At 66.9% G+C, this 11,701-nt stretch carries 13 protein-coding genes and 1 pseudogene; 12 read left to right on the top strand and 2 right to left on the bottom strand.

Going from position 1 to position 11,701, the window contains the following annotated elements; genetic code table 11:
- Nucleotides 1–209 precede the first annotated feature (209 nt).
- The 3 genes from AC1Z3W_RS19325 to AC1Z3W_RS19315 all read left to right on the top strand — a co-directional run bounded on the left by AC1Z3W_RS19325 (nt 210) and on the right by AC1Z3W_RS19315 (nt 2,689).
- The gene (locus tag AC1Z3W_RS19325; protein WP_057929103.1) at nt 210–539 is read left to right on the top strand and encodes an H-NS histone family protein; all 330 of its coding nucleotides are present in this window, start codon (nt 210–212) and stop codon (nt 537–539) included.
- Nucleotides 540–794: 255 nt separating this feature from the next.
- Nucleotides 795–2,042, top strand: a complete 1,248-nt coding sequence (locus AC1Z3W_RS19320) for an MFS transporter (RefSeq protein ID WP_057929102.1) — start codon at nt 795–797, stop codon at nt 2,040–2,042.
- Nucleotides 2,043–2,122: 80 nt separating this feature from the next.
- A complete protein-coding gene (locus AC1Z3W_RS19315; RefSeq protein ID WP_124834997.1) occupies nt 2,123–2,689 on the top strand; it encodes an SLOG cluster 4 domain-containing protein in 567 nt (188 codons plus the stop codon).
- Nucleotides 2,690–2,707: 18 nt separating this feature from the next.
- On the opposite strand, the gene AC1Z3W_RS19310 is transcribed toward AC1Z3W_RS19315, so the two are convergent.
- The gene (locus AC1Z3W_RS19310) at nt 2,708–2,839 is read right to left on the bottom strand and encodes a hypothetical protein (protein WP_483508272.1); all 132 of its coding nucleotides are present in this window, start codon (nt 2,837–2,839) and stop codon (nt 2,708–2,710) included.
- A gap of 131 nt (nt 2,840–2,970) precedes the next feature.
- Here AC1Z3W_RS19310 and AC1Z3W_RS19305 point away from each other — a divergent pair, with 131 nt between their 5' ends.
- From AC1Z3W_RS19305 to AC1Z3W_RS19290, 4 genes and pseudogenes are all read left to right on the top strand, one after another.
- Nucleotides 2,971–3,384, top strand: a complete 414-nt coding sequence (locus AC1Z3W_RS19305) for a sugar ABC transporter ATPase (protein WP_185734566.1) — start codon at nt 2,971–2,973, stop codon at nt 3,382–3,384.
- Nucleotides 3,385–3,627: 243 nt separating this feature from the next.
- Nucleotides 3,628–4,539 carry an acetoacetate decarboxylase family protein gene (locus AC1Z3W_RS19300; RefSeq protein WP_483508271.1) on the top strand — a complete coding sequence of 304 codons (912 nt, stop codon included), beginning with the start codon at nt 3,628–3,630 and terminating at the stop codon, nt 4,537–4,539.
- A gap of 41 nt (nt 4,540–4,580) precedes the next feature.
- Nucleotides 4,581–5,837 (top strand): saccharopine dehydrogenase family protein, encoded by a 1,257-nt coding sequence (locus AC1Z3W_RS19295; protein WP_057929100.1) that lies wholly within the window; start codon nt 4,581–4,583, stop codon nt 5,835–5,837.
- A pseudogene (locus tag AC1Z3W_RS19290) lies at nt 5,830–5,946 on the top strand (hypothetical protein); the annotation flags it as partial. The gene AC1Z3W_RS19295 and the pseudogene AC1Z3W_RS19290, both read left to right, overlap by 8 nt.
- A 10-nt stretch (nt 5,947–5,956) precedes the next feature.
- On the opposite strand, the gene AC1Z3W_RS19285 reads toward AC1Z3W_RS19290, so the two are convergent.
- On the bottom strand, nt 5,957–6,811 hold the full coding sequence (locus tag AC1Z3W_RS19285) for a FadR/GntR family transcriptional regulator (RefSeq protein ID WP_057929099.1): 855 nt from the start codon (nt 6,809–6,811) through the stop codon (nt 5,957–5,959).
- 228 nt (nt 6,812–7,039) lie between these two features.
- Here AC1Z3W_RS19285 and AC1Z3W_RS19280 point away from each other — a divergent pair, with 228 nt between their 5' ends.
- The 5 genes from AC1Z3W_RS19280 (at nt 7,040) to AC1Z3W_RS19260 (ending at nt 11,678) form a co-directional block, all read left to right on the top strand.
- A complete protein-coding gene (locus tag AC1Z3W_RS19280; RefSeq protein ID WP_057929098.1) occupies nt 7,040–8,248 on the top strand; it encodes an ABC transporter substrate-binding protein in 1,209 nt (402 codons plus the stop codon).
- A gap of 67 nt (nt 8,249–8,315) precedes the next feature.
- Nucleotides 8,316–9,176 (top strand): branched-chain amino acid ABC transporter permease, encoded by an 861-nt coding sequence (locus tag AC1Z3W_RS19275; RefSeq protein ID WP_124835001.1) that lies wholly within the window; start codon nt 8,316–8,318, stop codon nt 9,174–9,176.
- Nucleotides 9,173–10,216, top strand: a complete 1,044-nt coding sequence (locus AC1Z3W_RS19270; protein ID WP_057929096.1) for a branched-chain amino acid ABC transporter permease — start codon at nt 9,173–9,175, stop codon at nt 10,214–10,216. Before AC1Z3W_RS19275 ends, AC1Z3W_RS19270 begins: the two co-directional genes overlap by 4 nt.
- On the top strand, nt 10,213–10,980 hold the full coding sequence (locus AC1Z3W_RS19265; protein ID WP_057929095.1) for an ABC transporter ATP-binding protein: 768 nt from the start codon (nt 10,213–10,215) through the stop codon (nt 10,978–10,980). The genes AC1Z3W_RS19270 and AC1Z3W_RS19265 overlap by 4 nt, the downstream gene beginning before the upstream one ends.
- Entirely contained in the window at nt 10,977–11,678 is a 702-nt protein-coding gene (locus AC1Z3W_RS19260; RefSeq protein WP_483508270.1) for an ABC transporter ATP-binding protein, read from the top strand. The genes AC1Z3W_RS19265 and AC1Z3W_RS19260 overlap by 4 nt, the downstream gene beginning before the upstream one ends.
- The last annotated feature ends 23 nt before the right edge of the window (nt 11,679–11,701 follow it).

Genomic DNA, 11,701 nt, shown 5'->3' with positions numbered 1-11,701 from the left:
GGTTCGCCACGCGTTCGGGTGCGGCGCGCTACGTGTTGCGTGTCGATGCCATCCGGCTTTCGACGATTGCGTTGCCTGCGGCACACTGCTAAAGCCTCGCAGGTCCAGGCAAACGATTCACACATCGCAACACCGATTGGCGGAACTTCGTGATAGGTTCTGCCATCGGAGGTTTTTTGAACAAAAACATACCCAAAGAGGATGAATACATGACCCAGGCTCTGCAGGACCTCGAAGCACAACTTCGGGACCTGAACATCAAGTTGTCGGAAGCCAAGCAGAAGGAGAAGCAAGCCGCACTCGCGGCATTCAGGGAGCAGGTCGAGCTGTTGGGCATCTCGCAGCAGGAAGTGCTGAGCGCCCTCGGCTACATCGTCCAGCGAAAACGCAAGGCGCCTGCGAAGTATTACGATCCGACGACCGGCCGTTCATGGTCGGGTCGCGGCCCGCGGCCCAAATGGCTCGAAGGCAAGGATCTCGACACGCTGCTCGTCGACCGCGAGGCCAAGACCTGGTGGCCCGGGGACGATCAGGGCTGACGCCGCACCGCACGGCATCGCTCCGGCGCCATTCGACCCGCGCCCGCCACGCAACACTCGCTTCATCCCCTTCTTTCGGTGTCCCGCCTGCTCGCGAGGCCCCGCCTTCGAAATCTTTCAAATTCATTACCCGCCGCTGCCCGTTTCCGTTCCCGGAAGCGGGCGCGCGGCACTTTCTGCGTGCGCATGTGGGCCGGCCCGTCGTGCATGGTTTCAGGCTTTAAAATGTCGCCCGGATATTCCCGGCAGGACACCATGGCAGCAAACATGAAATCTTCGGCGCTCGGCGATCCGGCGGCGCCGCGCACCGAACAGGTCGGGCCGTACGCGTGGAAGGCGCTGGCCGGCTCGGCGATCGGCTACGCGATGGACGGCTTCGACCTGCTGATCCTCGGCTTCATGCTGCCCGCGATCACGGCCGCGCTGCAGCTGACGCCCGGGCAGGGCGGCGCGCTCGTCACGTGGACGCTGATCGGCGCCGTCGCGGGCGGCATTCTGTTCGGCGCGCTGAGCGACCGCTACGGCCGCGTGCGCGTGCTCACCTGGACGATCATGCTGTTCGCGGTCTTCACCGGCCTGTGCGCGTTCGCGCAAGGCTTCCGCGATCTGCTCGTGTACCGGACCATCGCGGGCATCGGCCTCGGCGGCGAGTTCGGGATCGGCATGGCGCTCGCGGCGGAAGCCTGGCCGGCGAGCAAGCGGGCGCGCGTGTCGTGCTACGTCGCGCTCGGCTGGCAGGCCGGCGTGCTGCTGGCCGCGCTGCTGACGCCGCTGCTGCTGCTCCATATCGGCTGGCGCGGGATGTTCGTGGTCGGCGTGCTGCCGGCGCTGCTCGCGTGGGTGCTACGCAACCGGCTGCACGAACCGGAAGTCTTCGTGCAGCGCGCGACGCAGCCGCGCGCCAACGCGTTCCGGATGCTCGTCGCCGACGCCCGCACCGCGCGCACGAGTCTCGGCATCGCGATCCTCTGCTCGGTCCAGAACTTCGGCTACTACGGGATCATGATCTGGCTGCCGACCTTCCTGTCGAAACAGATGGGCTTCTCGCTGACGAAGTCGGGACTGTGGACGGCGGCCACCGTCGTCGGGATGATGATCGGCGTCTGGACGTTCGGGCAGCTCGCCGATCGCATCGGCCGCAAGCCGACATTCCTGCTGTACCAGCTCGGCTCGGTCGTGACGGTCATCGCGTATGCGCGGCTGTCGGACCCGACGGCGATGCTGTGGGCCGGCGCGCTGATGGGAATGTTCGTCAACGGGATGGTCGGCGGCTACGGGACGCTGATGTCCGAGGGCTATCCGACCGCCGCGCGCGCGACCGCGCAGAACGTGCTGTGGAATATCGGCCGCGCGGTCGGCGGCTTCGGGCCGGTGGCGGTCGGCGCGCTGGCCGCGCGCTACTCGTTCCAGACGGCGATCGCGCTGCTCGCTGGCCTCTATGTGCTCGATATGGTCGCGACGCTGTTCCTGATCCCCGAACTCAAGGGCGTCGAACTCGAATGACGATGCGCGGCACGCGGCCGGGTGCCGCAATCCGATGTCATGCCGCAGCGCGACTCAACGATTCATCACCGGAATTCACGATGCAACGCAACAACCGGACGATCGGCGTGATGGGCTCGGGCAAGGAGCCGTGGCTCGCGTTTTCGGAACCGCTCGGCGCATGGCTCGCGCAGGCCGGCTTCAACCTGCTGACGGGCGGCGGCCAGGGCGTGATGCTGGCGGTCGCGCGCGCGTTCGCCGGTGTGCCGGGGCGGGCCGGCCGATCGATCGGCATCCTGCCGACGCAGGCCGATCCGCACGCGGGCTTCGTGCCGCTCGACGGCTATCCGCATCCGTTCGTCGAGATCCCGATCCTCACGCCGCTGCCGCGCCGCGAACCGGGCGCCGATCCGCACACGATCAACCGGAACTACGTGAACGTGCTGAGCAGCGACCTGATCGTCGCGCTGCCCGGCGGGCACGGGACGGCCGAGGAGATCGCGCTTGCGCGGCGCTGGCGCAAGCCGCTCATCTGCCTCGGGCCGGACGGTGCATTTCGGGAGCTTGCCGCGGGCGCGACGTGCACGTCGTCGCTCGACGATGTGATCCGGTTTGTCGAAGCGGCATTCGCGCCGGTGTTGCCGGATGCGGCGCACGCGGGGCGATAGGGCCGCCGTGGCCGTGCGTCAGGCGCCGCGTGCTGGTTCCGACGGCAGCGGTTCGTCCAGCCGGTCGAGCACGTGCTTCCAGTCGAACGGCAGCAGCGCGTCGTAGTCGGATGGAGATTTCCCGCGGCGATCGACTATAACCACATTCATGCAAGCCGAAACGCGTGTATCGGCTCGCATCGGCTTGCCCGCGTTGCCGGGCGGGCCGATCGCATCGCATATCGCGCGGATCGGCGACGGCGATGCATTCGTATTTCGGGTTCGTTCAGGGAGAGAGCATCATGCGCACACTGTTGCCGATGACGATCGCATGGCTGGCGGCCTGCGGTATCGGCTCGGGATCCGCTTATGCCGCCGATGGCAACGGCGCAGCGCCGTGTCGTGCGGCGACCGCACAAAGCGCGCCGATGCCCGCGATCCCGTCGTTTGCGTTGCCGGGGCAGGGCGAGACCGCCGGCGTGTCCGGCTCGACGGTCCGCAGCTTTTCCAACCCGGGATGCGCGGGTGCGATCCTGCAGGGCGAACATGGCACCGCGACGGTCGACGGGGACCGGATCGAACTGAAGGCCGGCACCGTCTACGTGAATGGCGTGTCCTACGGTTCGGTGACGCCGGCGCAGACGGTCGAATACGATGTCGCGCGCGGCAAGCGCACGTTGCGCGTGGACGGCGACATACGCATTCCGGCGCACTGACGTTTCGTATCCGGGCTGTGCCGGGCGATGGCGTGCCTGCGCGATCGCGGCATGGTGTCGATCCGCGGCAACGGGCGCCGCTCGACCGCCGGATGCGCGGCGGCCGCCCATTCCGACCCGTTCCTCTAGTCGAGGCCTTGACCTTGAAGTTGAGTTGAACCTTAGAGTGCCTGCTGACGGTCATGAATCGGCAGGCCGCGCACGTTGCCTGCCACGACTCATCTTCGACGAGAGGCAACGCACATGGACAGGCGCTTTACACAGGTCGAATTCGGGCCGCACAAGGTCGACGTGCCCGAAGGCGGGTACTACGACCGGTTTCGCATGAATCCGGACCTCGACGAGGTCGCGCGCGATCCCGCCGCGGGGAACATCGATTTTTTTCGTCGGATTCCGAAACGTCAGGTCGCGTCGCGCGTGGGGCCGACCTGGACGCCGAACTTCTACTATCGTTCCAGCAGCATCCAGCTGCTGTTTCTCGCGCCGCTCGAGCGCCTGCGCACGATGCTGCCGGTGCCGCTCGAGCCGCTGCGGGCGGTTCCCCGATACGGGCTGGTCGCGCTGACCTTCTTCTCGTATTCGGTCTGCGACAACGATCCGTATGACGAGGTGTCCGTCGCGGTGGTGATTCGCCGGCCGGGCGCGCGCGGCTCGCATGCGCTCGAGCTCGTCGATGCGATGCGGCGCCGGAGCTTCTTCGCGCATGTGCTGGCGCTGCCCGTCACCACGGAAATCGCGCGGGTGCGCGGCGTGCACGGCTATCAGCTGCCGAAATGGCTTGCGAATATCGACATGACCATCGGCGCACGCGTCAGCGCGCGGATTGCCGGGCCGGACGGTCGAGCGGACCTGACGCTGAACGCGCCGTCGCCTGCACTGACCCAGGTGCCTTCCCAGTCGCGGATGGGCACGAATACCATGATCAATCTCGTCGACGGCGTGTGGCATCGGAGCGCGGTGCAGACCAATACGCTGTCGTTCGCGCAGCGCGTGCTGCCGCGCGGCGTCGAGCTGGTGCGGCACGGCGGTCCGCTGAGCCGGCTGCTCGACGGGCTGGGCATCGCCACGCTCGTGCGGTTCGACGTGGTCAAGGATGCGCAGCTGGTGCTGAATCTGCCGACGCCGTTGAAGGTGTTCGATGAGCCCGCTCGATAAACCCGGGCGTCCGGAGCCAACCTGTCTGAAAGGAAGCGTCGATGACCCAGCCGACCCATGATCTCGATCTCGTCGTATTCGGTGCCACCAGCTTCGTCGGGCAGATCCTGACGCGCTACCTGTCCGAATACCTGTCGGGCAGCGGTGAAGTGCTGCGCTGGGCGATCGCCGGCCGCTCCGAAGCGAAGCTCCGGCAGGTCAGGGATACGCTGGGCGCCGCGGGGCAGGCGCTGCCGATCATCGTGGCCGATGCGGCCGACGAAGCGCAATTGCGGGTGTTGTGCGCGCGCACGCGCGTCGTCGTGTCGACCGTCGGCCCGTACGCGCTTTATGGCGAGCCGCTGGTCAAGGTCTGCGCGCAAACCGGCACGGACTACTGCGATCTCACCGGCGAGACGCAGTGGATCAAGCGGATGATCGAACGGTACGAGCCGGCGGCCCGGCAATCGGGCGCGCGCATCGTGCATTGCTGCGGGTTCGATTCGGTGCCGTCCGACATCGGTGTGCTGTTCCTGCAGCAGCACGCACGGCGGCAGTGGGGCGTGCCGGCCACGCAGGTGAAGATGCGCGTGAAGACGCTGAAGGGCGGCGCGTCGGGCGGCACGGTCGCGAGCGTGATCAACGTCGTGCGCGAAGCCGCGGCCGATCCCGCGTTGCGCCGCGAACTGCTCGATCCGTATGCGCTATGCCCGAAGGATCACGGCTTCACGGTGCGGCAGCACGCGGTCCGGTCGGCGGAATTCGATCGCGACGGCGGCACGTGGATCGCGCCGTTCGTGATGGCGGCCGTCAACGAGCGCGTCGTGCATCGCTCCAACGCGCTTGCGGACGACGCGTATGGCAGCCGGTTCGCCTATGACGAAGCGGTCATCACGGGCACGGGACTCAAGGGCCGCGTCGCCGCGCTGACGATGGTGGCCGGCCTCGCTGCGTTCATGGTGGGCGTGCTCGTCACGCCGGTGCGCAGCCTGATGGAGCGCTTCCTGCTGCCGAAGCCCGGCGAGGGGCCGAGCGTCGCCGCGCAACTGGCCGGCCGCTACGACCTGCGCTTCTTCGGGCGCGCCGACGACGGGCGGACGCTGCGCGTGAGAGTCACCGGCGACCGCGATCCCGGTTACGGCTCGACCGGCAAGATGCTCGGCCAAGCCGCGCTCGGCCTCGCGCTGGATTGCGCCCGCGACGGCATGAAGACCGGCCGCGGCGGCGGCTTCTGGACGCCCGCGACGATGTTCGACGCGCGCTTCGTCGAGCGCCTCGTGCGGCATGCCGGGTTGCGTTTCGAACTGCTGGACGCCTGAGCCGGGCGTGCCGTTCGGCGGCTACAAGCGTTCGGGCAACGGGCGCGAGCATGCGGAGTTCGGCCTCGTCGAATACCTGGAGACGCACGGCGCGACGGGGTACGCTTGAGCGACGACTTTCAATCCTCTTCGGAATCCGCCGCGGCTGCGTCCGCACCCGCAACGGGCGCCGCGGCGCGCCTGCGGATTTCGGAGTCGAGGATCAAGCGCCCGCGCAGCTTGCCTTTCATCCGTTTCACGTGCTTGGGCGCCTCGGTCATGTGCTCGACCATCAGCGCACGTACGCGCTCGGCATCGCGCTCGCGTGCGGCTTGCAGGATCGCCTTGTGGATCGATACGTTCGCTTCGCCGAAGCGCTTGTGCTCGACGAGCGGCGTGTCGTTCCTGAACTCGATCAACTGCCGGATCATCTCGTTGATCAACTCGCAACTGAATCGCAGGAAGGGGTTCGGGTTCGCGGCCGCGAGGATGTCGTGGAACGTCGTGTCTTCCTGCCGCTGGCGCAGCATGTGGCCGCGATCGTGCACGCCCGACGCGCCGTCGCAGCACGCAATGTTCGCCTCGAGCGCGGTGAAATCGCGCTCGGTCAGGTGCGGCACGGCACCCGCCGCCAGCTCGGGTTCGAGGAGCTTGCGCACCGTATAGATGTCGTCGATCGTCACGTCCTTGAAGAACAGGTAGTTCTGCAGCAACTGCAGCGTGCGGTCGAGCGGCACCTCGACCACCATCCCGCCGCCCGACGGCCCCGTCGTGACCTTGATGAGCCCCTGCACCTCGAGCGACTTCAGCGCCTCGCGGATCGTGCTCTTGCTCACCGCATAGAGCTGCTGCAGCTCGGCTTCGCGCGGCAGGCGGTCGCCCGGCTTCAGATCCTTCTCGGTGATCAGCCGCTTGATCTCCTCGGCGACGAGGTCGGCCCGCTTCGGCTGCTTGATTTCGACCGCGACGCCCGCCCTGGCTCGGTCCATGACCATCTTGAAGACTCCTTTGTCTGACTGCGCGCCCCGTCATCGTCGACGATCCGTTCCGGCGCAGGGTACGGAATTTTGCCTGATTGACACCAATTTTGATCAACTCTAGCATCAGGTTCATTCTATTTATCATGATAAATAGGATCAACCGGCGGCGCGCATCCTGCAGGGCGTGGGCACGGTTTGGCAGTCGGTCGCATCGCGTGTGTCCCCTTTATCAGGAGCGTCAACTTGAATCGCCGAGAACTGTTGAAACTGGCCGCGCTGTCGGCCGTGCCGGGCGCGCTCGGCAGCATGTCGTCCCGTGCCGCGTTCGCGCAGGGTTCATCCATCCAGCTGGCGTGCCCGGTGCCGATGTCCGGGCCGTTCGCTGCCAACGGCAAGTACGCCGATCTCGGCATGCAGCTCGTCGTCAAGCAATACGGCAAGGTGCTCGGCGCGCCGCTCGCGTATACGGCGCTCGACACCGAGGGCAAGCCCGCGACGGCCGTGCGGCGCGTGCAGGAGATTGCGCAGCAGAAGGGCGTGCGTTTCTTCGCGGGCGGCATCTTGTCGTCCGAATCGCTCGCGATGGGCAAGGAAGTGCAAAAGGCGGGCGGCGTGTTCATCACGACGGCCGGCGCCGACGAGATCACCGGCAAGGACTGCAACGACGCGACGTTCCGCTGGTCGGTGCCGACCTTCGGCGCGATCGAGCAGACGGTGCGGCCGCTGATCGGCATGCTGCCGAAGGCGAAGCGCTGGTACACGATCACGCCGCAGTACGTGTTCGGCGACGGGCTGCTGTCGGCCGCGAAGGCGATCTTCAAGGAAAAGGGCATCGAGCACGTCGGCAACAGCTATCACTCGCTCGCCGAGAAGGAATTCAGCGGCTATCTGACCAATGCGGTCGCCGCGCAGCCCGACGTGCTGCTGATCCTGAACTTCGGTTCGCAGTCGTCGGACACGCTGCGCCAGGCCGTGAGCTTCGGGATGAAGCGCAACTGCACGATCCTGCTCGCGTGGGCATCGGGCCTCGAACAGTTCGAGGCGCTCGGGCCCGACATCTGCGACGGCGTGTATTTCGGCGCGCAGTACTGGCACGGCATCGATTCGCCGCTGAACCGCGACCTCGTGAAGCGCGCGAACGCCACGTTCAAGGCGAACCCGAACTACAGCCTCGCGGGTTCGTACATCTGCTCGAAGATCCTGCTGGATGCGATGGTGAAGGCCGGCACCGCGGACCCGAAGAAGGTCGTTGCCGCGATGGAAGGGATGAAGTACGACGGGCTCACCGGCTCCGAGGAAATCCGCAAGGGTGACCACCAGGTGCTGAAGAACTACTACCTGCTGAAGGGCAAGCCGAAAAGTCGGATGAAGAACGCGGACGACTACGCGGACATCGTCAGCTCGGGGCAATCGTTCCTGCCCGTCGAGAAGACGGGGTGCAAGCTCGCGTAACGCGATGGGCGCGTCCGCGGCCGATGCGCGGCGGACGTCCGTTTCCCTCCTTTCCGATACGGAAGCCATGAACGTCTATCTGCTGCAGATCGTCAACGGCATCGGCGTGGGCATGCTGTACTTCCTTCTCGCCGTCGGCCTGTCGATCGTGTTCGGCCTGCTGCGCTTCGTGAATTTCGCACACGGCGCGTTTTACCTGCTCGGCGCGTACCTGTGCTACCAGGCGCTGCAATGGTCGGCGAATTTCTGGGTCGCACTCGCCATCGTGCCGTTCGTCGTCGGCGCGTTCGCGTGGATCGTCGAAAAGCTCGTGCTGCGTCATGTCTATGCACAGCAGCACGAGTTCCACATCCTCGCGACGGTCGGTCTCGCACTCGTACTGCAGGAGTGCGCGATTCTCGCGTGGGGCCCGCTCGGCGACAACGTGCCGCCGCCCGATGCACTGAGCGGCGTCGTGATCTGGGGCGGTTTCGTCTATCCGAAATACCGGCTGTTCGTGATCGGTTTCACGGCCGTGCTGGCCGCACTGCTGTGGTGGGTGCTCGAAGGCACGCGGCTCGGCAGCACGGTGCGTGCGGGCAGCGAATCGTCGGAAATGGTGTCGCTGCTCGGCATCAACGTGACGCGCGTGTTCAGCCTCGTGTTCGCGCTCGGCGCGGCGACGGCCGCGCTCGCGGGCGTGCTGGCCGCGCCGATTCGCGGCGTCGATCCGTTCATGGGGATCGAGGCGCTCGGTGTCGCGTTCGTCGTGGTCGTCGTCGGCGGAATGGGGAATTTTCTCGGGGCGCTGGTCGGCGGGCTGCTGGTCGGCATCGTGCAAAGCCTGATGAGCACGCTGTGGCCGGAAGGCGCGCGACTGATGATCTATGTCGCGATGGCCGCCGTGCTGCTGCTGCGTCCGAACGGTTTGCTGGGGAGGGCTGCATGATCGAATCGTCGAAATCGCTGCCGCCGGGTGCGGCGGCCTCGCGGCTCGCGCGGTCGTGGCGCGGCGCGCTGCAGCGGCCGGAAGGCTGGCTCGCGGTGGCCGTCGTGTGCGCGCTGCCGGTCGCGCTGAGCTCGGGCTCGCTCGCGACCGAAGTGCTGGTGTTCGCGCTCGCCGCGCTCGGCTGCAACCTGCTGCTCGGGCTTACGGGGCTGCTGTCGTTCGGGCAGGGCATCTTCTTCGGGCTCGGCAGCTACGCGGCGGGGCTGGTGCTGACGCACGGCGTCGCATCGGTGACCGCCGCGCTCGCCGCGGCCGCCGTGCTCGGCGCCGTCGCGGCCGCGCTGGTCGGCTGGTTCTCGATCCGGCAGCGCGGCACCTACTTCGTGATGCTGACGCTCGCGTTCGGGCAGCTGTTCTACTTCCTCGCGTATACGACGCCGGATGTCACGGGCGGCGACAATGGGCTGCTCGATATCCCGCGTCCCGCGCTGTCCGCGTTCGGGCATCCGCTCGTTTCACTCGATTCGCCGTGGCGCTACTACGGTTTCGTCGCCGTGCTGTTCGTTGCCGTGTTCTGGCTGCTGTTGCGCGTGTCGCGCTCGGTATTCGGCCGTACGCTGCTCGCGATCCGCGACAACGAGGCGCGCGCGGCGGCGGCCGGCTACGACGTGCAGCGCTTCAAGCTGGCGGCGTTCGTGATCTCGGGTGCGGTCACGGGTCTCGCGGGTGCGCTGCACGCATTGATGACGGGCATCGCGCCGCTGTCGAACATCGACTATCACACGAGCGAGATGATTCTCGTGATGACGGTGATCGGCGGCACGGGCAACCTGTTCGCGTCGGTTCTCGGCGCGGCGTTCTACGTGCTGTTTGCGGACTGGCTGTCGACGCTGTGGCCGCGCTGGCTGCTGTTGCTCGGCCTCGTGCTGATCGCGGTCAGCCTGTTCATGCAGCGGGGGTTGTGGGGACTCGGCGAACGCGTCGCGGCATCGCTGCGGCGCACCGATCGTACTGCGGCCGCGGCCAGGGAGCAGCAATGAGCGAAGCGATTCTCGAAGCGCGCGGCATCGTCAAGCGCTACGGCAAGTTCACGGCGCTGGGCGGCGTCGATCTGCGGATCATGCCGCGCACCGTGCATTCGGTGATCGGCCCGAACGGTGCGGGCAAGACGACGCTGTTCCATACGCTGACGGGCACACTGCCGATCACGTCGGGCTCGATCCTGTTCGACGGTCACGACGTGTCGCGCGAGCCCGATCACAAGCGCGTGCGGCGCGGTATCGCACGCTCGTTCCAGGTGACGAGCCTGTTTCCGAACCTGAGCGTGCGCGAGAACCTGCGCGTCGCCGCGCAAGGTGTCGAATCGCGGCGCGCGTTGAATCCGTGGACGCCGCCGCGCGGCGCGCTCGCGCACGACGGCATCGTCGACGACGTGCTCGAGCGGCTCGGCCTGCAGCGCTTCGCCGACACGGCGGCCGGCGTGCTGTCGCACGGCCAGCAGCGCAGGCTCGAAGTCGGGATGGCGCTCGCGGCGCGACCGCGCGCGATCTTCCTCGACGAACCCACGTCGGGCATGGGGATCGACGACCTCGACGACATGAAGACGCTGATCCGTGGCTTGCGCGACGACTACACGGTCGTGCTGATCGAACACAACATGGGAATCGTGATGGACATCTCGGACACGATCACGGTGATGCAGCAGGGGCGCGTGCTGGTCGAAGGCAAGCCCGATGCGATTCGCGGCGACGAGCGCGTGCGCAGCGCGTATCTCGGCAACATGATCACCGGAGGCCGCGCATGATGCTCGATGTGAAGGAGGTTCACGCCTGCTACGGCAAGAGCCACGTCCTGCAGGGTATTTCACTGAACGTGAACGAAGGCGAGACGGTGACGCTGCTCGGCCGCAACGGCGCGGGCAAGTCGACGACGCTCAAGACGATCGCGGGTGTCGTCGCGCCGACCGGCGGCACGGTGACGTTCGCGGGCCGGCCGGTGTCCGGGCAGCCCGCGCACCGGATCGCTGCGCGCGGCCTGTGCTTCGTGCCCGAGCATCGCGGGATTTTCCGGCTGCTGTCGGTCGAGGAAAACCTGCGGCTCGGCGCGCGCCGCGATTCGCCGTGGCAGCTCGACGATATCTACCGCATCTTTCCGCGCCTGAAGGAGCGCCGCCGCAACGGTGGCGCGCAGCTGTCGGGCGGCGAGCAGCAGATGCTCGCGATCGGCCGCGCGCTGATGAACCACCCGCGGCTGCTGATGCTCGACGAACCTGTCGAAGGGCTCGCACCGGTGATCGTCGAGGAGATCGTCGAGCAGCTGAAGCAGATCAAGGCGGCCGGCGTCGCGATCCTGCTCGTCGAGCAGAACCTCGAAGTGTGCACGCGGCTTGCGGACCGCCACTTCGTGATCGAACAGGGCGTGATCGTCTACGAAGGCAGCAACGCGGCGTTCGCTGCCGATCACGAGGTGAAGGACCGTTACCTGGGTGTCGGCGTTGCGTGAGCGCCGTTCCCTTTCATTGCGAG

The organism is Burkholderia sp. 10_S31 (assembly GCF_056930375.1).
This window is presented reverse-complemented; position numbering and strand designations above follow the sequence as displayed.

Excerpts from the sequence above, each read along its gene's own strand:
- AC1Z3W_RS19270 (WP_057929096.1), top strand. The coding sequence starts at position 9,173 with ATGATCGAATCGTCGAAATCGCTGCCGCCGGGTGCGGCGGCCTCGCGG.
- AC1Z3W_RS19300 (WP_483508271.1), top strand. The coding sequence starts at position 3,628 with ATGGACAGGCGCTTTACACAGGTCGAATTCGGGCCGCACAAGGTCGAC.
- AC1Z3W_RS19295 (WP_057929100.1), top strand. The coding sequence starts at position 4,581 with ATGACCCAGCCGACCCATGATCTCGATCTCGTCGTATTCGGTGCCACC.
- AC1Z3W_RS19325 (WP_057929103.1), top strand. The coding sequence starts at position 210 with ATGACCCAGGCTCTGCAGGACCTCGAAGCACAACTTCGGGACCTGAAC.
- AC1Z3W_RS19305 (WP_185734566.1), top strand. The coding sequence starts at position 2,971 with ATGCGCACACTGTTGCCGATGACGATCGCATGGCTGGCGGCCTGCGGT.
- AC1Z3W_RS19320 (WP_057929102.1), top strand. The coding sequence starts at position 795 with ATGGCAGCAAACATGAAATCTTCGGCGCTCGGCGATCCGGCGGCGCCG.
- AC1Z3W_RS19265 (WP_057929095.1), top strand. The coding sequence starts at position 10,213 with ATGAGCGAAGCGATTCTCGAAGCGCGCGGCATCGTCAAGCGCTACGGC.
- AC1Z3W_RS19285 (WP_057929099.1), bottom strand. The coding sequence starts at position 6,811 with ATGGTCATGGACCGAGCCAGGGCGGGCGTCGCGGTCGAAATCAAGCAG.
- AC1Z3W_RS19315 (WP_124834997.1), top strand. The coding sequence starts at position 2,123 with ATGCAACGCAACAACCGGACGATCGGCGTGATGGGCTCGGGCAAGGAG.
- AC1Z3W_RS19275 (WP_124835001.1), top strand. The coding sequence starts at position 8,316 with ATGAACGTCTATCTGCTGCAGATCGTCAACGGCATCGGCGTGGGCATG.
- AC1Z3W_RS19260 (WP_483508270.1), top strand. The coding sequence starts at position 10,977 with ATGATGCTCGATGTGAAGGAGGTTCACGCCTGCTACGGCAAGAGCCAC.
- AC1Z3W_RS19310 (WP_483508272.1), bottom strand. The coding sequence starts at position 2,839 with ATGAATGTGGTTATAGTCGATCGCCGCGGGAAATCTCCATCCGACTAC.